This is a genomic window from Streptomyces sp. NPDC054796 (genome assembly GCF_053611545.1).
Map to the genome: position 1 here is coordinate 11,068 of NZ_JBSHAO010000019.1, position 24,759 is coordinate 35,826.

General features: G+C 71.5%; 25 protein-coding genes. 13 read left to right on the forward strand and 12 right to left on the reverse strand.

The window, feature by feature from the left end; all coding sequences use genetic code 11:
• Window positions 1-109 precede the first annotated feature (109 nt).
• Entirely contained in the window at window positions 110-880 is a 771-nt protein-coding gene (locus ACWGJ2_RS17780) for an esterase/lipase family protein (RefSeq protein ID WP_453347037.1), read from the forward strand.
• Between the two features lie 22 nt (window positions 881-902).
• Here ACWGJ2_RS17780 and ACWGJ2_RS17785 read toward each other — a convergent pair whose 3' ends face one another.
• Both ACWGJ2_RS17785 and ACWGJ2_RS17790 read right to left on the reverse strand, forming a co-directional pair.
• Window positions 903-1,121 carry a hypothetical protein gene (locus tag ACWGJ2_RS17785; protein ID WP_453347038.1) on the reverse strand — a complete coding sequence of 73 codons (219 nt, stop codon included), beginning with the start codon at window positions 1,119-1,121 and terminating at the stop codon, window positions 903-905.
• A 95-nt stretch (window positions 1,122-1,216) separates the two neighbouring features.
• The gene (locus tag ACWGJ2_RS17790; protein WP_453347039.1) at window positions 1,217-2,215 is read right to left on the reverse strand and encodes a lytic polysaccharide monooxygenase auxiliary activity family 9 protein; all 999 of its coding nucleotides are present in this window, start codon (window positions 2,213-2,215) and stop codon (window positions 1,217-1,219) included.
• Between the two features lie 306 nt (window positions 2,216-2,521).
• Between ACWGJ2_RS17790 and ACWGJ2_RS17795 the strand changes: the two genes are divergently transcribed.
• Window positions 2,522-3,514: a GlxA family transcriptional regulator gene (locus ACWGJ2_RS17795; RefSeq protein WP_453347040.1), complete on the forward strand. Its 993-nt coding sequence runs from the start codon at window positions 2,522-2,524 to the stop codon at window positions 3,512-3,514.
• 326 nt (window positions 3,515-3,840) lie between these two features.
• Window positions 3,841-5,103, forward strand: coding sequence for a TerD family protein (locus ACWGJ2_RS17800; protein WP_453347041.1), 1,263 nt, complete (start codon window positions 3,841-3,843; stop codon window positions 5,101-5,103).
• A gap of 47 nt (window positions 5,104-5,150) precedes the next feature.
• On the opposite strand, the gene ACWGJ2_RS17805 is transcribed toward ACWGJ2_RS17800, so the two are convergent.
• Complete coding sequence (locus ACWGJ2_RS17805; RefSeq protein WP_453347138.1) at window positions 5,151-5,753, reverse strand: LysE family translocator; 603 nt, start codon at window positions 5,751-5,753, stop codon at window positions 5,151-5,153.
• A gap of 205 nt (window positions 5,754-5,958) precedes the next feature.
• Here ACWGJ2_RS17805 and ACWGJ2_RS17810 point away from each other — a divergent pair, with 205 nt between their 5' ends.
• Window positions 5,959-7,308, forward strand: coding sequence for an aminotransferase-like domain-containing protein (locus tag ACWGJ2_RS17810; RefSeq protein ID WP_453347139.1), 1,350 nt, complete (start codon window positions 5,959-5,961; stop codon window positions 7,306-7,308).
• Between the two features lie 45 nt (window positions 7,309-7,353).
• Here ACWGJ2_RS17810 and ACWGJ2_RS17815 read toward each other — a convergent pair whose 3' ends face one another.
• Together ACWGJ2_RS17815 and ACWGJ2_RS17820 are read right to left on the reverse strand one after the other, a co-directional pair.
• Window positions 7,354-8,160, reverse strand: coding sequence for a dioxygenase family protein (locus ACWGJ2_RS17815; protein WP_453347042.1), 807 nt, complete (start codon window positions 8,158-8,160; stop codon window positions 7,354-7,356).
• A gap of 115 nt (window positions 8,161-8,275) precedes the next feature.
• Window positions 8,276-8,869: a DoxX family protein gene (locus tag ACWGJ2_RS17820; protein WP_453347043.1), complete on the reverse strand. Its 594-nt coding sequence runs from the start codon at window positions 8,867-8,869 to the stop codon at window positions 8,276-8,278.
• A 176-nt stretch (window positions 8,870-9,045) separates the two neighbouring features.
• On the opposite strand from ACWGJ2_RS17820, the gene ACWGJ2_RS17825 reads away from it, so the two are divergent.
• Together ACWGJ2_RS17825 and ACWGJ2_RS17830 are read left to right on the forward strand one after the other, a co-directional pair.
• A complete protein-coding gene (locus tag ACWGJ2_RS17825; protein WP_453347044.1) occupies window positions 9,046-9,546 on the forward strand; it encodes a MarR family winged helix-turn-helix transcriptional regulator in 501 nt (166 codons plus the stop codon).
• A gap of 177 nt (window positions 9,547-9,723) precedes the next feature.
• Complete coding sequence (locus tag ACWGJ2_RS17830; protein ID WP_453347045.1) at window positions 9,724-10,920, forward strand: MarP family serine protease; 1,197 nt, start codon at window positions 9,724-9,726, stop codon at window positions 10,918-10,920.
• 233 nt (window positions 10,921-11,153) lie between these two features.
• On the opposite strand, the gene ACWGJ2_RS17835 is transcribed toward ACWGJ2_RS17830, so the two are convergent.
• Genes ACWGJ2_RS17835 through ACWGJ2_RS17855 form a run of 5 tightly spaced genes read right to left on the reverse strand, consistent with a single transcriptional unit; the run spans window position 11,154 to window position 12,736 of the window.
• Window positions 11,154-11,648, reverse strand: coding sequence for a hypothetical protein (locus ACWGJ2_RS17835; RefSeq protein ID WP_453347046.1), 495 nt, complete (start codon window positions 11,646-11,648; stop codon window positions 11,154-11,156).
• A 17-nt stretch (window positions 11,649-11,665) separates the two neighbouring features.
• Window positions 11,666-11,851 (reverse strand): hypothetical protein, encoded by a 186-nt coding sequence (locus ACWGJ2_RS17840; RefSeq protein WP_453347047.1) that lies wholly within the window; start codon window positions 11,849-11,851, stop codon window positions 11,666-11,668.
• Window positions 11,848-12,126: a hypothetical protein gene (locus ACWGJ2_RS17845; protein WP_453347048.1), complete on the reverse strand. Its 279-nt coding sequence runs from the start codon at window positions 12,124-12,126 to the stop codon at window positions 11,848-11,850. Before ACWGJ2_RS17845 ends, ACWGJ2_RS17840 begins: the two co-directional genes overlap by 4 nt.
• Window positions 12,123-12,287 (reverse strand): hypothetical protein, encoded by a 165-nt coding sequence (locus tag ACWGJ2_RS17850; RefSeq protein WP_453347049.1) that lies wholly within the window; start codon window positions 12,285-12,287, stop codon window positions 12,123-12,125. Before ACWGJ2_RS17850 ends, ACWGJ2_RS17845 begins: the two co-directional genes overlap by 4 nt.
• A gap of 26 nt (window positions 12,288-12,313) precedes the next feature.
• Window positions 12,314-12,736 carry a hypothetical protein gene (locus tag ACWGJ2_RS17855; RefSeq protein ID WP_453347050.1) on the reverse strand — a complete coding sequence of 141 codons (423 nt, stop codon included), beginning with the start codon at window positions 12,734-12,736 and terminating at the stop codon, window positions 12,314-12,316.
• A gap of 180 nt (window positions 12,737-12,916) precedes the next feature.
• On the opposite strand from ACWGJ2_RS17855, the gene ACWGJ2_RS17860 reads away from it, so the two are divergent.
• Complete coding sequence (locus ACWGJ2_RS17860) at window positions 12,917-14,164, forward strand: helix-turn-helix domain-containing protein (protein ID WP_453347051.1); 1,248 nt, start codon at window positions 12,917-12,919, stop codon at window positions 14,162-14,164.
• Between the two features lie 707 nt (window positions 14,165-14,871).
• The gene (locus tag ACWGJ2_RS17865) at window positions 14,872-15,249 is read left to right on the forward strand and encodes a GntR family transcriptional regulator (RefSeq protein WP_453347052.1); all 378 of its coding nucleotides are present in this window, start codon (window positions 14,872-14,874) and stop codon (window positions 15,247-15,249) included.
• 57 nt (window positions 15,250-15,306) lie between these two features.
• On the opposite strand, the gene ACWGJ2_RS17870 is transcribed toward ACWGJ2_RS17865, so the two are convergent.
• The gene (locus ACWGJ2_RS17870) at window positions 15,307-15,990 is read right to left on the reverse strand and encodes a hypothetical protein (protein ID WP_453347053.1); all 684 of its coding nucleotides are present in this window, start codon (window positions 15,988-15,990) and stop codon (window positions 15,307-15,309) included.
• Between the two features lie 169 nt (window positions 15,991-16,159).
• Between ACWGJ2_RS17870 and ddaH the strand changes: the two genes are divergently transcribed.
• A complete protein-coding gene (ddaH, locus tag ACWGJ2_RS17875) occupies window positions 16,160-16,942 on the forward strand; it encodes a dimethylargininase (RefSeq protein ID WP_453347054.1) in 783 nt (260 codons plus the stop codon).
• Here ddaH and ACWGJ2_RS17880 read toward each other — a convergent pair.
• Entirely contained in the window at window positions 16,911-17,492 is a 582-nt protein-coding gene (locus ACWGJ2_RS17880) for an NADAR family protein (RefSeq protein WP_453347055.1), read from the reverse strand. The genes ddaH and ACWGJ2_RS17880 overlap by 32 nt on opposite strands.
• A 192-nt stretch (window positions 17,493-17,684) precedes the next feature.
• On the opposite strand from ACWGJ2_RS17880, the gene ACWGJ2_RS17885 reads away from it, so the two are divergent.
• The 4 genes from ACWGJ2_RS17885 to narI are packed head-to-tail and all read left to right on the forward strand — an operon-like array spanning window position 17,685 to window position 24,653.
• Window positions 17,685-21,449: a nitrate reductase subunit alpha gene (locus ACWGJ2_RS17885; RefSeq protein WP_453347056.1), complete on the forward strand. Its 3,765-nt coding sequence runs from the start codon at window positions 17,685-17,687 to the stop codon at window positions 21,447-21,449.
• Window positions 21,449-23,236 carry a nitrate reductase subunit beta gene (gene narH / locus ACWGJ2_RS17890; RefSeq protein ID WP_453347057.1) on the forward strand — a complete coding sequence of 596 codons (1,788 nt, stop codon included), beginning with the start codon at window positions 21,449-21,451 and terminating at the stop codon, window positions 23,234-23,236. Before ACWGJ2_RS17885 ends, narH begins: the two co-directional genes overlap by 1 nt.
• A complete protein-coding gene (gene narJ / locus ACWGJ2_RS17895) occupies window positions 23,233-23,934 on the forward strand; it encodes a nitrate reductase molybdenum cofactor assembly chaperone (RefSeq protein ID WP_453347058.1) in 702 nt (233 codons plus the stop codon). The genes narH and narJ overlap by 4 nt, the downstream gene beginning before the upstream one ends.
• Complete coding sequence (narI, locus tag ACWGJ2_RS17900) at window positions 23,931-24,653, forward strand: respiratory nitrate reductase subunit gamma (RefSeq protein ID WP_453347059.1); 723 nt, start codon at window positions 23,931-23,933, stop codon at window positions 24,651-24,653. The genes narJ and narI overlap by 4 nt, the downstream gene beginning before the upstream one ends.
• The last annotated feature ends 106 nt before the right edge of the window (window positions 24,654-24,759 follow it).

A 24,759-nucleotide genomic window follows, 5' to 3' on the forward strand; every position in this document is an offset into this window, starting at 1 on the left:
GCGGGGGTTTCCGCGGCCTGGTGGTGGCCGGACAGGGCGACGGCCCCGCGGCCCCCCCGCCGCTTCCGTTCCGGGGGAGGAGGCCACTGCTCCGGCCTCGCAGCCGCCGATGCCGCAGTCGTCGGCCGCGAGCGGCGGCTGGAACGACTACTCCTGCGACCCCTCCGACGCGCACCCCCGCCCCGTCGTGCTGGTGCACGGCACCGGAGGCAACAAGGTCGACAACTGGCTCGGCCTCGCCCCGTACCTGGTGCGGCGGGGTTACTGCGTCTTCTCCCTCGACTACGGCCAGAAGGCGGGCGTGCCGTTCCTGTACGGGCTCGGGCCCATCGAGAAGTCGGCCGAACAGCTCGCCTCCTTCGTCGAGAAGGTGCGGGCCGACACGGGCACGGCGAAGGTCGACATGGTCGGCCACTCGCAGGGCGGGATGATGCCCCGTCAATATCTGAAGTTCCTCGGCGGGGCCGACAAGGTCAACGCCCTCGTCGGCATCGCGCCCAGCAACCACGGCACCACCCTCAGCGGCCTCGCCCGGCTCGCCGACCAGTACCCCGCCATCGGCGACGCCGTCGAGGACTTCGGCCCGGCGCTGATGCAGCAGAAGGAGGGCTCGGACTTCCTCAAGCGCCTCAACGAGGGCGGCGACACCGTGCCGGGCGTGAAGTACACCGTCATCGCCACCAAGTACGACGAGGTCGTCACCCCGTACACGACCCAGTTCCTGGACGGGCCCGGCGTCAACAACGTGCTGCTCCAGGACCTGTGCCCCGCCAACATCTCCGAGCACCTGGCGATCGGGCTGCTCGACCGGATGGCGTTCCACGAGACGGCCAACGCCCTCGACCCCGCCAACGCCACCCCGACGACGTGCGCGGCCTGACCCGCCTGGTCAGCCCGCCCCGTCAGCCGTCGTAGAGGGTCTCCGCGTACGCGGGACCGTAGTGCTGTTCCAGCAGTTCCAGCGGATCGTTCCGGCGCTCCAGCGCCTTGGACAGCCGGGCGCGGTCGAGCGCGTGCAGCGCGGTACGGGCCTTGTCCGCCGCGTACGGCGCGGGCTCGCCGACGAGTTCGCGGAGTTCGGACTCGGACGTGACCTCCACCATTTCTTTTTCTGTTGTCATGCGCTGATCGTAAATCCGGGTCCGCGCCCGGGGGCGGATGGTGGAGGGCGCGGACCCGGCTCGTACGGCTCGGCCGCGGTGATCGCTGTGACGGATCAGCCGCGGTGACGGCCGCCGAGGGCGCGGCGGCGGGCACCGGCGAAGAGCGCGCCCGCGCCGATCGCGAGGGCCGCGGCACCGCCGATGGCGATGGTGGCGGTGTTGTCGTCGCCGCCGGTCTCGGCGAGGTTGGCCTTCTCGGCGCCGCCGTTGGGCGCGGGCGCGTTCTCCTCCGTGCCGCTGCCCTCGGTGTCCGAGGCGTCGTCGGCCGTGTACTCGGTGCCGTTGTGGCCCTTGTGGTCGGCGCCGTGGCCGCTGTGGTCCACGGTCGACTTGTCGGCCTCGGCGGTGATCTGCTCGTCGCTCGGCGCGGCGGCCTCGGCCGCGTCCTTGTCCGAAGTGGCGGTGGCGGAGCCGCCGAAGGTGACGTCCGAGCAGGTGTAGAACGCCTCCGGGCTGTCCGAGCGCTGCCAGACGCTGTAGATCAGGTGGTGCCCCGACTTCTTCGGCACGGTGCCGTCGAAGACGTAACTCCCGTTCGTCAGCGTGGGGTTGGTGACCTTGGCGAAGGGCTCGGCCTCCAGGTCCGACCACTTCAGCGGCTTGGCCGGGTCGTAGCCGTCCTTGGTGATGTACAGCTCGAACGTGCCCTTGTGCGGCGCGGTGGCCTTGTACTGGAAGGTGTGGTTGCCGCTCGTCATCTTCGAGGCGGGCCAGTCCGTGCGGGGCAGGTCCAGGCCCTTGTACTTGTCACGGCCCGCGCTGCACAGCTTCCCGTCCGGGATGATCTCCTTGTGCTTGCCGGCGGCGTTCGGGATGTTGACCTCGTTCCAGTCGTAGAACGCCTGGGTGCCGCTCGCCGCGACGGCCGCCTTGCAGGCGGCCGACTTCGGGCTCTCGGGCCCCTCGGCGAAACAGGCGGACACCCGGCTGACCGGGTCCGACATCGACCCGTGCGCGACGGCGGGGCTCGCGGCCAGCGCGGTCAGCGCGAGCGGCGCGACACCGAGGGCGGCAACGCTTGCTGCCTTTGCTGCCTTGTGGCGAACGGTCATCGTGGAGGTCTCCTCACGGTGGGACACGTCAGAGGTGTGGGGGTGCGGGGAACCGCAGGGGTGCAGGGACTGTGGGGGACGGTCCGGACCCCGCCTGGCGATCAGCACGTTAGCCCCGCTCAGCAGCGGTTTCGCCTGCTGCGGAGCGTTCTGGGCGATCCTTATGGCCCCTTTAAGACCGGCCTAATCGAGGGCTCAGGAAGAGGGCGGGGGAGGGGGCTCGGAGACGCCGTTCCGACGGAAGGGGCAGGCGTCCGGGCCGGGATCACCATTGGCGTGAATGCCAGGGAGACGTAGATTCACGCCATGGGTTCAAGAGAGAAGCGGGGTGCGGCGTCGGGGCGCGGCGGGCCGGTGCGGGTCGTCGTTCCCGTGCTGGAGGAGACCTCGCTCTTCGAGCTCGCCGTCCCCTGCGCCGTCTTCGAGCCCCCGTACTACGAACTGACCCTGTGCGACAGCACCCCGGCCCCCGGTCCCCGGCGTGCACGGGGCGGGCTGCGGCTGGAGACCGAGCGCGGCCTGGCGGCGCTGGACGAGGCCGATCTCGTGATCGTCCCCGCCTGCGTCGTGGCCTCCTACGAGCCGCCCGCCGCGCTCCTCGCCGCCCTGCGTGCCGCCCACGCGCGCGGCGCGCGGATCGCCTCGCTCTGCTCGGGCGCGTTCGTGCTCGCGGACGCGGGGCTGCTGGACGGGCGCACGGTGGCGACGCACTGGATGTACGCCGACGAACTGCGCCGCCGCCACCCCCGGGTGCGGGTGGACGAGCGGTCGCTCTACGTCGACGACGGCGACGTCCTCACCAGCGCGGGCACCGCCGCGGCGATCGACCTGTGCCTGCACATCGTCCGCCGCGACTACGGCACGGCCACCGCGGGCGAGGTCGGCCGCCGCATGGTGGTGGCGCCGCACCGTGAAGGGGGCCAGGCGCAGTACGTGCCGCCGCGGCAGGCGGCGCTGCCGCGCTCGGCCAAGGGCGCGGCGGAGGGGCTGGCTCCGGTGCTCGACTGGGCCGTCGAACGGCTCCACGAGCCCCTGACCATGGGCCAGTTGGCGTCCCGCGCCGGAACGAGCACGCGGACCTTCGGGCGGTGGTTCGCGAGGGAGGTCGGGACGACGCCGCTGAAGTGGCTGAACCAGCAGCGGGTGGCGCGGGCGCGGGAGCTGCTGGAGACGACCGATCTGCCGGTCGACTCCGTCGCGCAGCGCTGCGGCCTCGGCACGGGCGACGGCCTGCGCCAGCACTTCCGCCGCACCCTGAACACGACCCCGGCGACGTACCGGCGCACGTTCCGCCCGTGACGGCCCTCGCGGGGTGCGGAAGGAAACGGCGAGCCGAGGCCATGGGGCATCGGTGTCTCATCTGCTGCCCCCGAGGGGCCGGAGCCTGGCAGCAGTTGGTTCCACGTGCGCCCGAGACAGCCACGAAGATGATCGCGGCCAGCACCTCCCGGCCCCCATGCCGCCGTCGGCCGGTGCCCTCCGCTCGGCAAGCGAAGCAGGCACTGTCCCAGAGCACCGCAAGATCACACCAGACGAAACGACGCCTAGCTGCCTGAAATCAGTGTTTGTCGTACACGGGATGGTCAGGGGCGCCACGATGTACGCACCATCGTGAGAGGTCATACATGACTACCACTCTTGCCAAAGGCGGCAATGCGGTCTTGTCCGCAGCCATCTGCCGCGTCACTCTCTCCTCGCTTACTACGGGCATCGACGTCTCTGCCGTCCTGCTCACTCAGGACGGCAAGGTGCGAAGCGATGAAGATCTTGTCTTCTACAACCATTCGTCGCAGGACGGGATCGTGCTGGAAGGCCAAACAATCGTCGCGAATCTGGCCGCAGTCCCTGACGCCGTCGATCGCATTGCGATCGTCGCCAGCATCGACCCCGAACTGTGGGCCACCCACTTCGACGTGAGCAATACCCCCGAGGCGGTCATCGAGTGCGGAAGCGCACGGATCACCTTCGCGCCGCCGCCGCTCGCGAACCGGGAAACAGTAGCCATCCTGGTTGAGCTTTACAGGCGTGCAGGTGTGTGGAAGACAAGGGCTGTGGGGCAGGGCTGGGACACTGGACTGGCAGGTCTGGCGTCGGATTTCGGCATCGACGTGGACGACCCAGGGCCGTCCGCAGCGCAGGAGTCATCAGGAGTAAAGACCGCACAGGTCCGGCATACGTCCGCTGCGTCGCCGCCTCCGCATCCACCGCACGTCCCGCCAGCGGTTGCGTCAGTCCCTCAGATGGCACCGCCTCGCCCCCCTGTTCCGCTGGGTAAAATCGCCCTCACCAAGGCCGGCCAGGCAACCATTGATATGCGCAAGGACGATCCCAGCCTTGTGGTGACGGCCACGCTTGAGTGGAACGGCGGGAGCGCGGCCCGTCGGCGAGCCGGTGCTGACCTCGATCTGTACGCTCTCTACCTCCCTAAGAGCCTTGTCACTCCACAAGGAAAGCGCCCGAACAAGTCGGATCAGGTTGTCTACTACCGGCAGCTCGGATCGCCCTTCGCTCCGCCTTACATCGCCCTGGATGGCGACGCGCGAGCGCCAGGTCGCGAGACCATCGCCATCCGCCGTCCCGACCTCCAGGGCTATGTTCTTTTGTGCGCCTACAGCGCGGTGGAGAACGGAGCTGGTTCGTTCAAATCCTATGGGGCTCGGGCAGTCATCACCGATGGCCGGGGCTCTACCGTGACGGTGCCATTATTCAACAACCGTAACTTGTCCTACTGGGTGGCTATTGCTCTCATTGATTTCACTGTTCCTGAAGGCGTCCAGATCCGGCACGTTGAGAAATACAGCGGTAACCACGTCGAAGCCCGCCCCACTCTCTACTCGAATGGAAACTTTCGGATGAGTACCGGGAAGGTCGAGTTCAAGACCAGATAGTTGGGGAGTGCCAAGGGGCAGTGACGTGTACGTCCCACTGCCCTCGCCTACGTCGTCGGCGCCGTCGGCCGGGACGTGTCGAGGGCCAGGGTGACGGCCAGTGCACCGAGCACCGTGCCCATGACGTACCGCTGCACGCGCAGCCACGAGGGCCGGCGGCCGAGGAAGACCGCGATCGTTCCCGCGGCCAGGACGATGGCCGCGTTCACCCCCACGCTCACCGCGATCTGGAGCGTGCCGAGCGCGAGCCCCTGCGCCAGCACATGTCCCGCCCCCAGATCGACGAACTGCGGGATCAGCGCGAGGTACATGAGCGCGACCTTCGGGTTGAGCAGGTTCGTCGTCAGCCCCATCAGGAACAGCCGACGCGGCGAGTCCGGGGCCACCTCGCGGGGCTCGAAGAGGGACGCGCCGCCCGGCTTGAGGGCCTTCCACGCGAGCCACGCGAGATACCCGGCACCGGCCAGCTTGACGGCCACGTACAGCTGGGGCACCGCCAGGAACACGACCGACAGGCCCAGGTTCGCGGCGACGAGGTAGACCATGAAGCCGACGGCGACGCCGCCCAGCGAGACGATCCCCGCACGCCGCCCCTGGGTGATGCTCCGCGAGACCAGATACATCATGTTCGGTCCCGGTGTGAGAACCATCCCGAGGGCGACCGCCACGACGCCGAACACGGCGCTCGTTCCGAGCACGATGAACCCCTTCCTCCGCTGAGGCCGGGCCGACAAGCCATTGAGGCCGGGCCGACAAGCTGGGCCGACAATGCGACGCAGAGTATGTTCCCTTCACAGCTAAGTGCAATATCCTTTATTGCTCTCGGTGCAATGGGAGAAAGGGGCGGGGAGGGTGTTGGAGGAGTACCGGCGGATCGCCGACCGCATCGCGCAGGACATCGCGTCAGGACGGCTCAGACCGGGCGACCGCCTCCCGCCGCAACGCGAGTTCGCGGCCAGGAACCGCGTCGCCAACTCCACGGCGGCGCGCGTCTACCGCGAACTCGCCCGCCGCGGCCTGACGGTCGGCGAGGTCGGCCGCGGTACCTACGTACGGGCCCAGACGCCCCACCCTCGCCCCGGCCGGGGCCCCGCGCTCGCCGAGCCCGCGGACAGCGGGGTGGACCTGGAGCTGAACTACCCCGTCGTGCCGGAGCAGTCCGCGCTGCTCGCCGACGGGATCGGTCCGCTTCTGCGTCCCGACGTCCTGGAGTCCGCGATGCGGCCCGTCGGCGTGACCGGTACGGCCGCAGCGCGCAACGCCGTCGCCGCACTGCTCGCGCGCGGCGGCTGGCGGCCGGACCCGGAACGCGTCCTCTTCGCGGGCAACGGGCGTCAGGCCGTCGCCGCCGCCGTCGCCGCGCTGGTGCCGCCGGGCGGGCGGCTCGGCGTCGAAGAGCTGACGTATCCCGTGCTCAAGGCCATCGCGGCCCGGCTCGGCGTCACCGCGGTACCGCTGGCCATGGACGGGGACGGGCTGGTGCCCGGGGCCGTCGCAGCGGCGCACCGCACCGCGCCGCTGCGCGCCCTCTACGTGCAGCCCACCCTGCACAACCCGCTGGGCCTGGTCATGCCTGATCAGCGAAGGGCCGAACTCGCCGACACTGTACGGGAGTTGGGCATCCCCGTCGTCGAGGACGCGATCTGGGCCTTCCTGCGGGACGACCTGCCGCCGCTGGCCGCGCTCGCGCCCGAGTCGACGGTGGTCGTCGACAGTCTGTCCAAGCGGCTGGCCCCCGGCCTGACCCTCGGCTTCGCCGTCGCGCCCGAGGGCCTGCTGTCCGGGCTCGCCACGGCGCTGCGCTCCGGCGGCTGGGGCCCGGCGCGGTTCGCGCTGGACGCGGCGACCCGCTGGCTGACGGACGGCGCGGTACGGACCGTCGTACGGGCCAAGCGGCGGGACGCGGCGGCGCGCCAGGAGATCGCCGCGCGCCAACTGGACGGTCTCACCGTGCGCGGCGGCCCGTACTCCTACTCCTGCTGGTGGGAGCTGCCGCGGCCGTGGCGGGCCGAGACGTTCGTCGCGGCGGCGGCGAGGCGGGGGATAGCGGTCACCCCGGCGGCGGCGTTCGCCGTCGGCGACTCCCGCGCGCCCCACGCCGTGCGCGTCGGCCTCGCCTCACCGCCCCCCGACGTCCTGGCCCGCGCCCTCGGCACCCTGGCCGGACTGGCCCGCTCGGACCCGGCGGACGCCGTCGTGGAGTGAGCGCGGGCGGGTCGCCGGGTGGCGGGCGGGCTGGGTCCGGGGACGTCAGCCCAACTGGACGGAGCGCTTGGCGAGGCCGCCCCAGAATCCGTCGATGACGGTGCGCGCCCGAGGCAGGTCGGCCTCGCCCGCGCCCAGCGCGACGAACAGGGGCGCGAAGTGCTCGCTGCGCGGGTGCGCCACGCGTCCGGCGGGGGCCTTGTGCGCGAAGTCGAGCAGCGCGTCCACGTCCTGGCGGGCCAGCGCCTCGCCGCCCCACGCGTCGAACTCCCGGGACCAGCCGGGCGCCTCGTCGGGCCCCGTGCCCCACGTCATCCCGCGCAGGTTGTGGGTGAAGAAGCCGCTGCCGACGACGAGTACGCCCTCGTCGCGCAGTGGGGCCAGCCTGCGCCCCAGCTCCAGCAGCCGTGCCGGGTCGAGCGTCGGCATCGACAGCTGGAGCACGGGGACATCGGCCTCCGGGTACATCTCGACGAGCGGGACGTAAGCGCCGTGGTCGAGGCCCCGGTCGGGCGCGTCGTACACCGGGGTGCCGGGGGCGCTCAGCAGCCCCCGTACGCGCTCGGCCAGCACAGGAGCGCCGGGCGCGGCGTACCGCACGTGGTAGTAGCGCTCGGGGAAGCCCCCGAAGTCGTAGACCAGCGGCACCGTCTCCGTCGCGGCCAGCGTGACCGGCGCGGACTCCCAGTGCGCCGACACCATCAGCACGGCCTGCGGGCGCGGCAGCCGCGCCGACCAGCCGGCGAGCTGCGAGGTCCACAGCGCGTCGTCGGCCAGGGGCGGGGCGCCGTGGCTGAGGTAGAGGACGGGCATCCGGGCCCCGGGAGCGGGGGTGGTGGTGCCGCTGGTCATGGTCGTGAGCCTTTCTCGGTCGGGCACCCGGCCGGGGTACCAGCCGGGTGCCGGTCGGCCTCGGCTGCGTACGCGCGTCAGCTACGTGCGAGCAGGTCAGCTGCGTACGCGCGGGTCAGCTGCGTACGAGCAGGACGATCCCCGCCACGACGGCGCCGAGCACGACAGCGCCGGCGCCGTAGGCGAGACGGTGCGCGCGCAGCACGGGCAGCGCGCGGTCCACGGCGTACCGTCCGGGACCCGTCAGGGTGAGGCCCGCGGCCACGGCGGTGAGCAGCAGCTCGTACTCGACGCCCTCGGGCGCGAAGAAGCTGCCGTTCCACTTCACGGCGAGGGCGTTGAGCATGGTGCCGAACACGGCGGCGCCCGCGAGCGGGGTGAGCAGGCCGAGGACGAGCGCGAGACCGCCGAACGTCTCGGTGAGACCGGCGATCACGGCCATGGCCTCGCCGGACGGGTACCCGGCGGAGCTGAAGAACTGGCCGGTGCCTTCGAGGCCACCGCCGCCGAACCAGCCGAAGAGCTTCTGCGCGCCGTGCGCGGCCATGGTCAGACCGAGCGCGATCCGGAGGACGAGCAGTCCGGCGTCGTAGGCGTGCGGCGTGGCCGCCTGCGCGTCGGCGCCGGGGGCGCCGGGGGTGGCGCTGGTCGCGGGACCGGTGTCGGAGGTGTCGAGAGTGTTGGCGTGAGGGGCGTGAGGGGACGGCATGAGCGGAGGCTCCCTACGTCAGTCAGTGAGAGGTGTGTGGTTCCTGCGAGGACGGTTGGCTCGAAGAGGACGGTGAGCTTTCCGTGCCCGGTGAGCCATTGTTCAAATTCGAACCAGCTCAACCCGCCCGACGGTAGTCGATGGTTTGAATTTGAACAACCGCGTACCATAGGCGCATGGGTAAGAGCGGCTGGCTGAACGAGCGGGAGATGGCGGCCTGGCACGGCTTCGTCGAAGCGAGCAACAGGGTCGACCGCCGTCTTGAGCAGCAGCTCAAGGACGACGCCGGGCTCTCGCACCCGCAGTACGAGATCCTCGTCCGCCTCGCCGAAGCGCCCGACGGCGAGATCCGGATGACCGAGCTGGCCAGACTGCTGATCACCTCGAAGAGCGGGCTCACCTACCAGGTCGGCCAACTGGAGAAGCGGGGCCTCGTGCGCCGCCGCTCCTGCCCGACCGACGTACGCGGCGTCTTCGCCGTACTCACCGACGAGGGCAGGCGGCTGCTCGAAGAGGCCGCGCCCGGCCATGTCGCGACGGTGCGCGAGGTGCTGATCGACGTCCTCGACGAGGAGGAACTGGACGTGCTCGCCCGCGCTCTCGGGCGCGTGGGACACCGCCTTCGCGGGCCCGGCCACCAGCCCGGCCACCAGGATGAGGGGAGCCCGCGCGGGTAGAGGCGGGGGTGCGGCGCGGGTACGTGCGCGGGTGGCTGTATGCCCCGTATGCCCTTTGTCACAAGGTGGGCGGCGCGGAACCGGGAAGGTACCTTTCCGCGTTCTGTCCATCACCCGGACCGGCCACCCGGCCGACCGGCCACTCGACCGACCGACCAAGGGCGAAAGGGGAGCGCCGTGAACCTGCTCGACGTACTCCTGCTACTCGCAGTGCTCGTCTACGCCGTCTCCGGCTATCAGCGCGGACTCGTCGCGGGGCTCGTCTCGCTCGCCGGGTTCGTGGGCGGCGTGGTCGTCGGCGTGTGGCTGCTGCCCTTCGCCCTCGATCAGGTGACGGAGGGCACCACGGGCGCGACGGTCGTGGCCCTGCTGACGGTGCTGGTGCCCGCCCTCGCGGGGCACGCGCTCGCGGCGCCACTGGGCTGGCGGCTGCGGCGCGGGCTGAGCTGGGCGCCGGTGCGGTGGGCCGACGGTGCCGGGGGAGCGGTGATCAACGGGCTCGCCGTGCTGGTCGTCGCCTGGGTCGCGGCGAGCGCCCTCGCGGCGTCGCCCTCGCCGGTGCTCAACCAGGCCATCAGGGGCTCCTCCGTCCTCGGTACCGTGCACGACCGTATGCCCGCCCAGGCCGCGACCTGGTTCAACAGGGCGACCGGTGCCCTGACCACCGCCGGCTTCCCGCCCGTCTTCAACCCCTTCGAGCATGAACCGGGCGTCTCGGTCGCCGAACCCTCGGGCGACTCCGTGACCCCGGCGGCGACCCGTGCGGCGCAGCGCAGCACCGTCAAGGTCGAGGGCGTGGCCAACGTGGACGGGCGCCAGCAGGGCCAGGAGGGCAGCGGCTTCGTCTACTCCGGGGACCACGTCATGACCAACGCGCACGTGGTCGCGGGAGTCGACGACCCGACGGTGCGCGTCGGCGGCGTCGGACAGCGCTACGAGGCGGAGGTCGTCCTCTTTGACCCCGGTACCGATGTCGCGGTCCTTGATGTACCGGGCCTCGACGCGCCCTCCCTCGATTTCGCGGGCGACGCCTCACGCGGCGACCCCGCCGTGGTCGCCGGGTACCCGGAGAACGGCGGGCTCGATCTGCGGGCCGCGACCGTCGCCGAACGCGTCAGGGCACAGGGGCAGGACATCTACGGCAGCAGCCTCAGCACCCGCGACATCTACGCCCTGCGCTCCACGGTCCGCCCCGGCAACTCCGGCGGCCCCCTCCTCACCACCGACGGCAAGGTGTACGGCGTCATCTTCGCCCGCTCCACGAGCGACGCGGACACGGGTTACGCCCTGACCGCCGACCAGGTCCGCGCCCACGCGGAACGCGCGTCAAACGCGACCCAGCCGGTGGACACGGGCAACCGCTCCGCGTTGTGAGCGGGGTTCTGGGGTGGGAGCGGTGCTCTCGGGGGTGAGCGGCGCTCTGTGTTGTGGGAGGGCCCGGCCGTCCGCGACGGGGGCTGGTACGCGGACGGCCGGGCTGCCCCGGCGTGGGCCCTCGGCCCCGGCACGGGGTCCGGGTGCCGGGGTCCGGGCGCCGTCGCGCCCACGCCGGGACGTGGGGCCCGTCCCCTGGACCGCTGCCGACGGTTTCCCAGGGGGCGGGGGTTTTATGGGGTGGGTGTGACGGTGGTGAGTTGGAGTGTGCGTCCGCCGACGAGGGGTGCGGTGAGGATGACGGTGCGTCCCTCGTGTTGCAGGGCCTTGCCGATACGGGTGTGACGGGCCTGCCACCAGTGGCGGGGCGCGAGCAGGGTGCTCAGGCAGTCGCGGGTTTCGCCGTCGACGGTGAGGCGTTCGCCCTTCTCGCGGAGGCGGAGTGGGTGGCAGGCGTGGGCGGTGAGGAGGGTGGCGAGGTTGCCTTCCATGATCTCGATGACCTGCCCTCGCGGCATGGGGCGCGGGTAGCTGGTGAGGAAGACGGGGCCCTGTGGGAGTTCGTACATGAGGCGTACGGCGCGGTCCTGGATGCGGCGCATCACGAAACGCGCCTGCTGGCCTTCCAGGACCGCGACGGGGAACCCGGAGGTGGTGGCCCAGCCGTGGGGGTCGTAGAAGACGTCTTCGGGGTCGGCGGGGATGAGAACGGTGTGATCACGGGGCACGGGGCTGCTCCTGGGGTTCAGCGGGTGGCGGTGACGTAGACGAGGGTGACGATGAATGCGGCGAGGACGGTGATGGAGGCGATCTGCTCGCGCCGCCCCGGCGGGCACAGGGGGCAGGCCAGGACGGGCTGTTCCGGGCCGTGCCACTGGACGATGCGTCCTTCTGCTGTCCAGCAGCCGCAGCGGGCGCAGACTCCGTTCACGGGGTGCGTACTACGCGCAGGGTGGGCGGTGATTCGGCATCCGGCTGCGGCTCGGTGTCGTCGGTGCGGCGTTTTCCGGCGCCGGTGAAGACGGTGATGGCGCGGGCGACGGTCTCCCCCGTGACCTCGGCGCGGATGGCGGCGAGGGGGAGGTAGGCACCGTGCCCCGGACACAGCCACACCGGGTTGTGCCAGGGGTAGCGGGCTGTGGGCAGGTAACGCATGACGGGGCCCACGTGACCGCCGCCCTCCACCTCGCACGTGCGGCCGGTCACCGCTCCGCCCCCGGTCTCGCGGCGCGGGCCTCGTCCTCGGCGGCGATGTCGGCCGCGCACCCGTCACACACCTTCACGGGAACGGTGCGTGTGCGTGTCTGCGGGCTCGCGCCCCGCTCGTCACCGGAGTACAGCTCCAGGACCGTCTGCGTGCCGGGCACCCGACAGCACCGGAAACAGCGCGGGCTCACCGCCCGGCCCCACTCTCGCGGGGCCCGTGCTCGGCCCGGATCACCGCATCCAGCACGACGTACAGCAACCGTGCGTCGGTGAACCCGTGCGCGGCCCACGGCCTCATCCAGTGGGGGGACATGGAGCGGGTGCACCAGACGGGCGGGACCGTCAGGTACTGGGTGGTGCTCAGCAGTTGCACCCACGAGGTCTCCGGTACCACCCACTCCCGCGTCGCGCGGGGCGGCACCAGCCAGATCAACCGGCGCCCGTACGGATCCCGGATCACCGCACCCGACTCACGACCGAGCCGCGCCAGCATCTGATCCCCCAAGTACGCGGGCACCTGGCAGGCGTCCCAGTGCACCCCGGCGGGCTCCAGTACGGCGGCGAGCCCGACAGGCGGAGCCCACGACGGCGTGCTCGTCACAGTGCTCACCGGGACGCTCCCGCCTCTGAGACGGACAGGTCGGTTGTCTTCGGCACGTTGACGCCCCTTAGCAGCATTGGCCACGCCCCGGACCGTTCACGCGGTCGCGGGGGTCTTGCCGAAGACACTCGTGCCGGACGTCAGTTGATCCCATCCCATGGCCCTATAGCCGCGCCCTATATTGGAGATATGGGGGACTCTCACATGGACCTGTGGTCTCACCCGGCACTCGCCACCGCAGTCGCGAGCGGGGATTGGGGAGCGCTCTTCCGCGTGTACCGGAAGCTGACCGGGCTGAGCCAAACGGCGCTCGGCGAGCGCGTCGGCCTGGTCCAGCCCGACGTATCCGAGATCGAGCGCGGTCGGCGCCGCGTGACCTCCGTCGAGGTGCAGCGGCGTATCGCCGCCGGGCTCAAGATCCCGCAGCATCTTCAGACCCCTGCGGAGCATCGTCGGCCCGCACCGGTTGCGGCCCTCGCTCTTCCCGGCCCGGGGCCTGACGAGGACCTGCTGGCCCGCGTGACGAGCGTCGTGAACGCCGAGCACCGCGTCGACGCCGCCACGCTGGAGTGGCTGGACCGACTGCTCGCCGAGCACCGCAGAGCAGAGGACCTGATCGGGTCCCGGCCGCTCGTGGACGTGATGCGTCAGCAGCTCCGAACGGTCGTCGACCTGTACGCGGGGGCGCGGGGCCCGCTCGCCGAGCGCGTGGTCCGTCTGGCCTCGGAGCACGCGCAGTTCCTGGGCTGGATGGCTGAGGACCAGGGCGACGAGCCTGCCGCCCTCCTCTGGTACGACCGCAGTCACGAATGGGCGCTGGAAGCGGGGGACGCCAACATGGCTGCCACCACGCTCAACATGAAGGCACACATGGCATGGGGAGACGGGCGTGCCAGCCGATGCGTACGGCTGGCGGAGGCTGCCCGCTGGTCAGCGCCAGGCACGTCCCTCGGCGTGCAGGGCATGGCCGCGCAGATGGCAGGCCGAGGCCATGCGCTCAACGGTGAAGCCGACGACGCCGTACGGCTTCTGGACGAGGCGCAAGACATGATCAGTCGTGCGGCGCAGCGCCCGGAGGACGAGCCGCCGTGGATGTACTTCTACGGGGAGAACTGGTTCACCCTGCAACGGGGCATGGCCGCGCTGCACCTGCGGGACTGGCGGGCGGCCGTGGATCACCTCTCGGTGGGTCTGACGGCGCTGCCGGACGAGTACCGGCGGGACAAGACCTGGTTCCGGGCCTGTCTGGCACACGCGCTCGCCGGGGCCGGAGACGCCGCACGGGCCGGTGCGGTGGCCACGGCGAGTGTGCCCGACGCGGCGGACGTCGGTCGCCCGCACTCCTGGAACGAACTGCACACGACGGCCGCCGTCCTCATGCGCCGGGGAGCGAAGGAAGGACGGCACCTGATCGCCGCTCTCCGGGAGCATGACTGACGTAGGCGCCACCAGAGGGCCCTCCGACGCGGGGGCCGCCCACCGCATCAACTCCACCAGCCGGGCCGACAGATCCCGATGACCGTGCTTGCAGGCCACCGCGTCCGCCGAGCGGTACGCGGCCTCCAGCAGTCGCGCCGCCTCCAGCCGTTTCTCGTCCGGCGCCTCGTGCAGCGCGCGCGACAGCTCGTCCACCACCTCCGGCGCACGGCGTGCGATCCGCAGGTACTGGGCACTCACCCGCCAGTTCACCAGCTCCGAGACCGCGGACCGCAGCTCCCACAAGGGCCGGACCGGACCGTCCTCCGGCATGTCGTACGTCGCGATAGCCCGCGACAGGGCGGGCAGTTCGTCGTGCATCGTCGCGGCCCTGGGCGACGACGGCGCCGACGAGCGCGGAGAGAGTGTGCCGAGGGACGCCGAGCCAGTCCGCCCAGGAGCCCCAGTACCGGTCGTCGCGCGTGAGGGTCTCGCCGGCGTCGAAGACGATGCTCTCGATCACCGCACGAACCCTGCGCGCCGGGCCACGCGCCGCCCGTGTAGCCGCCGCGTAACACCGTGCGCAGGAGAAACGCCAACCACGGCGCACCCTCGGCGGCATGGCTGACGGCGCACCGTAACGCCACGTCCCGTTTGCTCGCGGCGCTGCGAGAGAATCGGCGGCGCACACCACCGACTCCCGCACCCCGACAGACCCCGGAGACCCCGTGCCGCTGAAGATCAGCATCGATCCGTCCGCGCCGGACGCCCCGTACGAGCAGTTGCGTGCCCAGATCTCGCGTCAGGCGCGCGGGGGCAAGCTGCCCACGGGGTACAAGCTGCCGACCGTGCGGGGGCTCGCCGAGGAGTTGGGGCTCGCGGCGAACACCGTCGCGAAGGCGTACCGGGCGCTGGAGGCCGACGGGGTCATCGAGACGCGGGGGCGGAACGGTACGTTCGTCGCCGCCGCGGGCGACGCCGCCTCGCAGGAGGCGGCCGAGGCGGCGCAGGCGTACGCGCAGCGGGCGCGGCGGCTCGGACTCGACCGGGCCGCCGCGCTCGCCGCCGTGGAGGAAGCGGTGCGCGCGGCGTACGGGGCGAGGTAACCGACCGCACCCTCCGTCTCACCACCGCCACCGCCACCGCCCCCACCCCGGTTCCGGTCAGTTCAGTTTGTTCACCGCCGTCGCCGTCGTCTTCTTGAAGGCGGCCAACGGGGCCTGGTCCAGATGGCCCATCTCCGCCCAGCGGACCACGGTCACCGTCTTGCCGTCCCGGCCCACCGCGAAGAGGTTCACGCCCGGCTCGGATTCGGGGATGGAAGTGTGCACGCCGTAGACGTGGGCGCTGTCCCCGGCGGCCACCGTGCCGTAGTCGTCCCAGGAGGCCGAGCCGCCCGGGGTCTCGCGCAGCCAGTCGGCGGCGCAGGCCGCGACCTTCTTCTCCAGCGACGTGGCCAGCGTCTTCGCCGCCGTCACGCTGCTCGCGACGACGCTGACCTGGGCCGCGTGCGTGTCGTAGTCGGTGCCGAAGAAACGGTGGTAGGTGCCGCCCCCGGCCGGGACGGCGCCCTCCAGGCAGAACGGCTCAGGGTCGGGCAGGCCCTTGGTGACCTCCCCGGCGAACCAGGGGGAGGAGCTGTGCGGCGGCAGCTCACCGGCGTCGAGGAACCCGGGGGCCGCGGCCACCCGCCCCCCGCTCCCGGCGGCCTCCGCCGCCCCGGCCGACCCCGTCGTCCCGGTAACCCCCGTCGCCCCCGCCGCCGCTCCCGAGGCGACCATCGTGCCCAGCGCGGCGGCCGTGACGACGGCAGCCGCGACAGCGGTACGGATCGGATTTGTGCGCATTCAATGGACCTTTCCCCCGTAAGAGTGCTGACGTCCCATAAGACAGCCCCGCCACGGTGAAGGTTGCACGGAACGCGGGCCTTCGCTTCGTCCGCCCCCTTGCCCCCTCGCCTCCTTTACCGGGCGGCGGCCTCTTCACAGACGGGAAACCAGGGGCATCCTGGTTCCCATGCCGTACACCGACGCCCGTCTTCCCAGGGCCCTCGTCCGCCGTCCCGGTCCCCGCGTCGCGGAGGGACTGGTCACGCATATCGACCGGTCGCCCGTCGACCCGGGGCTCGCTTCGCGGCAGTGGGCGGCGTACGTACTGGCGCTGCGCGCCCACGGGTGGGAGACCATCGAGACAGAGCCCGCGCACGACTGCCCCGACGCCGTCTTCATCGAGGACACCGTGGTCATATACCGGGGAACGGCGCTGCTCACCCGCCCCGGCGCCGCCTCGCGGCGCGCCGAGACCCGGGCCGTGGAGGCCGCCGTCGGAGCCCTCGGGTGCTCCGTGCTGCGGGTGGAGGCACCGGGCACCCTGGACGGCGGCGATGTGCTGAAGGTCGGCGACACCGTGTACGTCGGAAGGGGCGGGCGTACCAACGCGGAGGGCGTGCGGCAACTGCGCGCCGCGTTCGTGCCGCTCGGCGCACGCGTCATCGCCGTGCCCGTCAGCTCCGTGCTGCACCTCAAATCGGCCGTGACCGCGCTGCCCGACGGCACCGTCATCGGCTATCCGCCGCTCGTCGACCACCCCACACTCTTCCCCCACTTCCTGCCCGTCCCCGAGGAACAGGGCGCGCACGTCGTCCAGCTCGGCGGCACCGCGCTGCTCATCTCGGCCGCCGCGCCCAAGACCGCGGAGCTGCTGAACGACCTCGGCTACGAGCCCGTCCCCGTGGACATCGGGGAGTTCGAGAAACTGGAGGGCTGCGTCACCTGTCTGTCGGTACGCCTGCGCGGCTGAGCAGCCGCGTCCTGGCCGCCATCAGCGCGAACCCCAGCAGATTCTCGCCCCGCCACTGGGCCGGATCGCGCACCCGCTCATCGTCGGCGGTCAGCCCGACGCCCCACACGCGGTCCAGGGGGCTGGCCTCCACCAGCACCCGGCCGTGCGTGCCCAGAAGGAACTCGCGCAGCTCCTCGTGCTGGCCGAACTTGCGCACGCTTCCCTCGACGACGATGCCGAACCGCTCCCGCTCCCACACCCCCTCGTCGAAGCCGCGCACGGCGCGTCCCGCCGACTTCGCCTGGCGCGGGTGCGGGGCCACTATCGCTCTGTGCTCGGCGTCCGCGTCCCCGAAAAGGCGCGCCTTGCCCGCCATCATCCAGTGCTCCGCCGTCGCGTACTCCACCCCGTCAGCCGTGAAGGGCGCGGGCCACCACTGGCTGAGGCAGCCCTTCCCCGCGCTGCCGTCGCGCCGGGGACGGTGCCCCCAGAAATAGAGGTACTTGAAGCGCTCGCCCCGTGCCAGGCGCTCGGTCAGTTCGCCGACGTTCCCCACCAGCTCGTCCATGCGGCGATTCTTTCAGCGGCCACTGACAACGCACGACGCATTTACCGGACCGTGCCGCGCCCCGCCCCCTGCCAGCCCCTCGCCCGGCCGGCGCCCCCGTCACCCATGTGGCGCGGAAGAACGCGCGGCCCGCACGGACGGCGACTTAGCGTGAGGACGGCAGAACACCGCCGGAGCGCCGTAGGAGGGTTCGTGACAGACAGTCCGACCAGCCCGACCCCGGCGGCCAGCCCGGCCAGCCCGGCCAAGCCGGGGCCGGGCCTCGACGGCGCGGCCCGCGAACTCCTGCTGCGGACGGGGCGCTTCTTCACCCGGGGCGTCGTCTCCGACGACCTGCGGACGGTCACGAAGAAGGGCGGACGCGACGGCGACGTCTTCTACCGGGACCGGTGGAGCCACGACAAGGTCGTCCGCTCGACCCATGGTGTGAACTGCACCGGCTCCTGCCGCTGGAAGGTGTACGTCAAGGACGGGATCATCACCTGGGAGACGCAGGAGACGGACTACCCCTCCGTCGGCCCCGACCGCCCCGAGTACGAGCCGCGCGGCTGCCCAAGGGGCGCCGCGTTCTCCTGGTACACGTACTCGCCGACCCGGGTGCGCTACCCGTACGTGCGCGGCGTGCTCCTGGACATGTACCGGGAGGCGAAGCAGCGCACCGGCGGCGACCCCGTGCTCGCCTGGGCCGACATCCAGGGCGACCCCGAGCGCCGTCGCCGCTACCAGAAGGCGCGCGGCAAGGGCGGACTGGTGCGCGCGAACTGGGACGAGGCCGTGGAGCTGGTCGCGGCGGCGCATGTGCACACCATCAAGCGGTACGGGCCCGACCGCGTCGCCGGGTTCTCGCCGATCCCCGCCATGTCGATGGTGTCGCACGCGGCGGGTGCGCGCTTCATGTCGCTGATCGGCGCCCCCATGCTGTCGTTCTACGACTGGTACGCGGATCTTCCCGTCGCCTCCCCGCAGGTCTTCGGCGACCAGACCGACGTCCCCGAGTCGGGCGACTGGTGGGACGCGGCCTACCTGCTCATGTGGGGCTCGAACGTGCCGGTGACGCGGACGCCGGACGCGCACTGGATGGCCGAGGCACGGTACCGGGGTCAGAAGGTCGTGGTGGTGGCCCCCGACTACGCCGACAACACCAAGTTCGCCGACGAGTGGCTGCACCCGCATCCCGGCACGGACGGCGCCCTCGCGCTGGCCATGGGGCATGTGCTGCTCACCGAGTTCTTCGTGGAGCGGAGGACACCGTTCTTCGAGGACTACGTGCGCCGCTTCACCGATCTGCCGTTCCTCGTCACCCTGGAGGCACGCGACGGCGCCTACGTGCCCGCGAAGTTCCTGCGCGCCTCCGACCTGGGCGACGAGAGCGAGGGAGCCGAGTGGAAGACGGCCGTCCTGGACGGCGCCACCGGGCTGCCCGCCGTGCCGAACGGCTCCCTCGGCTTCCGCTGGACCGACAGCGGCAAGGGCAAGTGGAACCTCGACCTGGGCTCCGTCGAACCCACGCTCTCGCTCTACGGGCACCAGGCTGCCGTGGGCACCGAGGTGCTGCTCCCGCGCTTCGACACCGACGGCGGCGCGCACGGACAGGGACGCGGCGACACCGTGCGACGCGGGGTGCCCGCCACCCGATTGGGGGGTCAGGACGGGCCGCTGGTCACCACGGTCTTCGACCTGCTGCTCGCGCAGTACGGCGTCCCACGTCAGGGGCTGCCGGGGAGGTGGCCGGAGGGGTACGGGGACGCGAGCACCCCCGGTACCCCAGCGTGGCAGGAGACGCACACCTCGGTACCGGCGGCGCGGGCGGTGCGTATCGCGAGGGAGTTCGGGCGCACGGCGGAGCGCTCCAAGGGACGCTGCATGATCCTCATGGGCGCGGGCACCAACCACTGGTTCCACTCCGAGACCATCTACCGCACCTTCCTCGCCCTCCTCCAGCTCACCGGGTGCCAGGGCCGCAACGGCGGCGGCTGGGCCCACTACGTAGGCCAGGAGAAGTGCCGCCCCTCCACAGGATGGGCCACCCTCGCCTCCGCCAACGACTGGTCGCGCCCGCCCCGTCAGATGATCGGCACCGCCTACTGGTTCCTCAACAGCGACCAGTGGCGCTACGACCGCTTCACCGCCGACGTCATGGCCTCCCCCCTCGGCAAGGGCGCCTTCGCGGGCATGACCGGCGCCGACTGCCTGGCCGCCGCCACCCGCGCGGGCTGGATGCCCTCGTATCCGACGTTCGACCGCAACCCCCTCGACCTCGTGGACGAGGCCGACGAGACCGGCGCCGGCGACCCTGTCCAGCATGTCGTCGGCCAACTGCGCTCCGGGCGGCTCGGGTTCGCCTGCGAGGACCCCGACGACCCCGCCAACTGGCCCCGCGTGCTGACACTGTGGCGCGCCAACCTGCTCGGCTCCTCCGCCAAGGGCGCCGAATACTTCCAGCGCCACCTGCTGGGCACCGACTCCTCGCTCAGCGCCGAGGAGGCACCGGCCGACGTCAGACCGCGCGACGTGCGCTGGCGCGAGCGGGCACCCGAGGGAAAGCTCGACATGCTGCTCTCCCTCGACTTCCGCATGACGTCCTCCACCCTCATGTCGGACGTCGTGCTCCCCGCCGCCACCTGGTACGAGAAACACGACCTGTCCAGCACGGACATGCACCCCTACGTGCACGCCTTCACCCCGGCCGTCGACCCGCCCTGGCAGGCACGCTCCGACTTCGACGCCTTCCACGCCATCGCCCGCCGCTTCAGCGCCCTGGCCCGCGGCCACCTCGGCACCCGCCGCGACATCGTCGCCACCGCGCTCCAGCACGACACCCCCGGTGAGACCGCGCAGCCCGGCGGCGTGTGGCTGGACTGGCGCGCGGGCGAGTGCGAGCCGGTGCCCGGGAAGACCATGCCCGCGCTGACCGTCGTCGAGCGGGACTACACCGCCGTCGCCGCGAAGATGGCCACCCTCGGCCCCCTCGCCGAGCGGCTCGGCCTGCCCTCCAAGGGCTTCGCGTTCCGGCCGGGCGACGAGGTCGCACTGCTCGGGCGGCTCAACGGCACCCAGCACGACGGGCCCGGCGCCGGACGCCCCCTCCTGGACACCGCAGTCAAGGCCGCCAACGCCGTCCTCACCCTCTCCGGCACCACCAACGGGCACCTCGCCACCCAGGGCTTCCACACCCTGGAGGAACGCGTCGGCACCGGGATGGCACACCTCGCGGCCGAGCACGAGGGCAAACGGATCAGCTACGCCGACACCCAGGCCGCGCCCGTACCTGTGATCACCTCACCGGAGTGGTCGGGCAGCGAGTCCGGCGGGCGCCGCTACAGCCCCTTCACCCTCAACACCGAGCACCTCAAGCCCTGGCACACCCTCACCGGGCGCCAGCACTTCTTCCTCGACCACGACTGGATGCACGAACTGGGCGAGGCACTGCCCGTCTACCGGCCGCCCCTCGACATGAACCGCCTCTTCGGCGAACCGGAACTCGGGCCCGACGGCGAGGCCCAGGTGACCGTCCGCTATCTGACGCCCCACAACAAGTGGTCCATCCACTCCGAGTACCAGGACAACCTGTTCATGCTCTCGCTCTCCCGAGGAGGCCAGAACATCTGGATGTCCCCGCAGGACGCGGAGGCCATCGGCGTCCACGACAACGACTGGATCGAGGCCGTCAACCGCAACGGCGTCGTCGTCGCCCGCGCCGTAGTCTCCCACCGCATGCCGCGCGGCACCGTCTACATGCACCACGCACAGGACCGCACCGTCAACGTCCCCAAGACCGAGGCCACCGGCAAACGCGGCGGCATCCACAACTCGCTGACCCGGCTCGTCCTCAAGCCCAGCCACCTCATCGGCGGCTACGGCCAGCTCTCCTGGGCGTTCAACTACCTCGGCCCCACGGGCAACCAGCGCGACGAGGTCACCGTCATCCGCCGCCGCGCACAGGAGGTGACCTACTGATGCGCGTCATGGCACAGATCGCGATGGTCATGAACCTCGACAAGTGCATCGGCTGCCACACCTGCTCCGTCACCTGCAAGGAAGCGTGGACCAACCGGGGCGGCGTCGAGTACGTGTGGTTCAACAACGTCGAGACCCGTCCTGGCCAGGGCTACCCCCGCCGCTACGAGGACCAGGAGAAGTGGCGTGGCGGCTGGGAGCTGAACAAGCGGGGCCGCCTCAAACTCAAGGCGGGCGGGCGTTTCAAGAAGCTCGTCACGATCTTCGCCAACCCCAAGCTGCCGGACATCAAGGACTACTACGAGCCCTGGACGTACGACTACAAGAACCTCACCGACGCGCCGCTCGGCGACGACTTCCCCGTCGCACAGCCCCGCTCCCTCCTCTCAGGCAAGCCCATGAAGATCGAGTGGAGCGCCAACTGGGACGACAACCTCGGCGGCGCGAGCGAGCACGGGCACCTGGACCCCGTCGTCGAGAAGGTACGCGCACAGGCCGCCGAGCAAGCCGCGAAGCAGACCGCCGAACAGGCGGCGGAGAAGGTGCGGTTCGCGTTCGAGCAGACCTTCCTGTTCTACCTGCCGCGCATCTGCGAGCACTGCCTCAACCCCTCGTGCGTCGCCTCCTGCCCCTCGGGCGCGATGTACAAGCGCAGCGAGGACGGCATCGTCCTCGTCGACCAGGACCAGTGCAGGGGCTGGCGCATGTGCGTCACCGGCTGCCCGTACAAGAAGGTCTACTTCAACCACTCGACCGGCAAGGCCGAGAAGTGCACCCTGTGCTACCCGCGCGTCGAGGTCGGCCTGCCCACCGTCTGCTCAGAGACGTGCGTCGGGCGGCTGCGCTACCTCGGCGTCATCCTCTACGACCCCGACAAGGTCACCGAGGCCGCCGCCACCCCCGACGAGAAGGACCTCTACGGCGCCCAGCTCGGCGTCTTCCTCGATCCCGAGGACCCGGACGTGCGGCGCGAAGCGGAGCGCTCCGGCATCCCGTACGACTGGATCGAGGCCGCCAGACGCTCCCCGGTACACGCCCTCATCAGCACCTACCGCGTCGCCCTGCCCCTGCATCCCGAGTACCGCACCATGCCCATGGTCTGGTACGTGCCGCCCCTGTCGCCCGTGGTCGAGGCGCTGAACGAGACCGGCTTCGACGGGGAGGACGCGGACAACCTCTTCGGCGCCATCGACACCCTCCGCATCCCCCTCGAATACCTCGCCGAGCTGTTCACGGCGGGCGACACCGCGCCCGTGCGCGCCAGCCTGGAGCGGCTCGCCGCCATGCGCGCGCACATGCGGCGCGTCAACCTCGGTGAGGAGAGCGGCATCGAGGAGGAGGCCACGGCCGAGGCCGTCGGGATGACCGGCAGACAACTGGAGGAGCTGTACCGGCTGCTGGCCATCGCCAAGTACGAGGAGCGCTACGTCATCCCCACCGCCGCCGTCGGCGACGCGCGCCGCCTGGAGGAGACCGCACTCCCCGACACCTGCTCCCTCGACTTCGAGGGCGGCCCCGGCATGGGCGGCTCGGGGCCCGTAGGGGAGGCGTCAGGGGGTGTGCCGCCCGTGGCCGTCGAGAACTTCCACGTCCTGCGCGACCGTCAGACCGCGGACGAGCCCGCCGACACCGCCCGCCAGGGCCGCGTCAACCTCCTCAACTGGGACGGCAACGGCCGCCCCGACGGCCTCTTCCCGCCCGGCGGCTCCGGCGGCCCCGGCGACGACGGCGCCCGCACACCGCCCGCCGACGACGACGGCGACGTACCCGCGAGGGAGCCGCGGTGAGACGGCGGCGCGGCGGCGCACCCGGCTCGGGCTCGTACGCCGTCGAGCACCAGGCGGCGGCCCGCTGCCTCACTTACCCCGACGACGCGTTCCACGCAGACCTCCCCCTGCTGCGCCGCGCGCTCGAAGGCCGCCGGGGCGCCCCGGCCCGCCATCTGCGGGCCTTCCTCGATCACGCCGGGGCGGCCGGGCCCGGCGAGCTGGAGCGGCACTACGTCCAGACCTTCGACTTCAAGAACCGCCGCTGCCTGTATCTGAGCTGGTGGACCGACGGCGACACCCGCCGCAGGGGCGAGACCCTCGTCGCCTTCAAGGAGACCTACCGCGCACACGGCCTGGAGTACGCGCACGACGAGGAACTGCCCGACTTCCTCCCCGCCGTCCTGGAGTTCACCGCGCTCAGCGGCAGCGACGCGCTGCTGCGCCGCAACCGCCCCGGGCTCGAACTCCTCCGCCTCTCCCTCGCCGAGTGCGCCACCCCCTACGTCCGCCTCCTCGAAGCCGTCTGCGCCACGCTGCCCGGGCCCTCGCCCAAGGACCGGGCCGCTGCCAAGGCCATGGCACGCGGGGGACCGCCGCGCGAGGACGTCGGCCTGGAGCCGTACGGAACCGGAACCGGAACGGGGCCTGGGCCCGGACCCGGAACCGAACCCGCCGCCCGCCGCCTTCTGCCCCTCCTCGACGGAGAACAGCGATGACCACCACCCCCCTGTGGGGCGCCCTGCCCTACGTCGTCCTCGTCCTGCTCGTGGCCGGCACGGTCTGGCGCTACCGCTACGACAGGTTCGGCTGGACCACACGCTCCTCGCAGCTCTACGAGTCGCGGCTGCTGCGCGTCGCCTCACCGGCCTTCCACTACGGCATCCTCTTCGTGTTCGCGGGCCACCTCGTCGGTCTCCTCATCCCGGAGTCCTGGTCGGCGGCGGCCGGGGTCTCCGAGCACGTCTACCACCTGTTCTCCCTCTACGGCGGCACGGCGGCGGGCGTCCTCACCGTCCTCGGCATCGCCGTCCTCGTCTACCGGCGGCGCACCAACGGGCCCGTCTTCCGGGCCACCACCGTCAACGACAAGCTGATGTACCTCGTGCTGCTCGGCGCGATCGTCATGGGCATGTGGGCCAAGCTCACCCACGCCTCCGGCGACGGCTACGACTACCGCACCACCATCGCCCCCTGGCTGCGCAGCCTCTTCACCCTCCAGCCCGACACGTCGCTGATGGAGGGCGTACCGGTGCTGTACCAGATCCATGTGGTCGTCGGGCTCGTGCTCATCGCCCTGATCCCCTTCACCCGGCTCGTGCACATGTTCAGCGCGCCGGTCCAGTACCTCTTCCGGCCCTACGTCGTCTACCGCAGCCGCGACGAGGGGCAGCTCGCCTCCCGTCCCGAGCGACGGGGATGGGAGCGCGTGCCGTGACCACCCGAGCCCCCTCAGCCGGTGACCCGGCGCCCCCGGCAGGCCCCGGAACCGGAACTGGAACCGGAACCGGATCCGGACCAGGCACCGGCACCGGCACCGGGCC

Excerpts from the sequence above, each read along its gene's own strand:
- ACWGJ2_RS17825 (WP_453347044.1), top strand. The coding sequence starts at position 9,046 with ATGGGTAAGAGCGGCTGGCTGAACGAGCGGGAGATGGCGGCCTGGCAC.
- ACWGJ2_RS17815 (WP_453347042.1), bottom strand. The coding sequence starts at position 8,160 with ATGACCAGCGGCACCACCACCCCCGCTCCCGGGGCCCGGATGCCCGTC.
- narI (WP_453347059.1), top strand. The coding sequence starts at position 23,931 with ATGACCACCACCCCCCTGTGGGGCGCCCTGCCCTACGTCGTCCTCGTC.
- ACWGJ2_RS17820 (WP_453347043.1), bottom strand. The coding sequence starts at position 8,869 with ATGCCGTCCCCTCACGCCCCTCACGCCAACACTCTCGACACCTCCGAC.
- ACWGJ2_RS17880 (WP_453347055.1), bottom strand. The coding sequence starts at position 17,492 with ATGGACGAGCTGGTGGGGAACGTCGGCGAACTGACCGAGCGCCTGGCA.
- ACWGJ2_RS17870 (WP_453347053.1), bottom strand. The coding sequence starts at position 15,990 with ATGCGCACAAATCCGATCCGTACCGCTGTCGCGGCTGCCGTCGTCACG.
- ACWGJ2_RS17805 (WP_453347138.1), bottom strand. The coding sequence starts at position 5,753 with ATGGTTCTCACACCGGGACCGAACATGATGTATCTGGTCTCGCGGAGC.
- narH (WP_453347057.1), top strand. The coding sequence starts at position 21,449 with ATGCGCGTCATGGCACAGATCGCGATGGTCATGAACCTCGACAAGTGC.
- ACWGJ2_RS17785 (WP_453347038.1), bottom strand. The coding sequence starts at position 1,121 with ATGACAACAGAAAAAGAAATGGTGGAGGTCACGTCCGAGTCCGAACTC.
- ddaH (WP_453347054.1), top strand. The coding sequence starts at position 16,160 with ATGCCGTACACCGACGCCCGTCTTCCCAGGGCCCTCGTCCGCCGTCCC.
- ACWGJ2_RS17790 (WP_453347039.1), bottom strand. The coding sequence starts at position 2,215 with ATGACCGTTCGCCACAAGGCAGCAAAGGCAGCAAGCGTTGCCGCCCTC.
- ACWGJ2_RS17860 (WP_453347051.1), top strand. The coding sequence starts at position 12,917 with ATGGGGGACTCTCACATGGACCTGTGGTCTCACCCGGCACTCGCCACC.
- ACWGJ2_RS17780 (WP_453347037.1), top strand. The coding sequence starts at position 110 with ATGCCGCAGTCGTCGGCCGCGAGCGGCGGCTGGAACGACTACTCCTGC.
- ACWGJ2_RS17795 (WP_453347040.1), top strand. The coding sequence starts at position 2,522 with ATGGGTTCAAGAGAGAAGCGGGGTGCGGCGTCGGGGCGCGGCGGGCCG.
- ACWGJ2_RS17800 (WP_453347041.1), top strand. The coding sequence starts at position 3,841 with ATGACTACCACTCTTGCCAAAGGCGGCAATGCGGTCTTGTCCGCAGCC.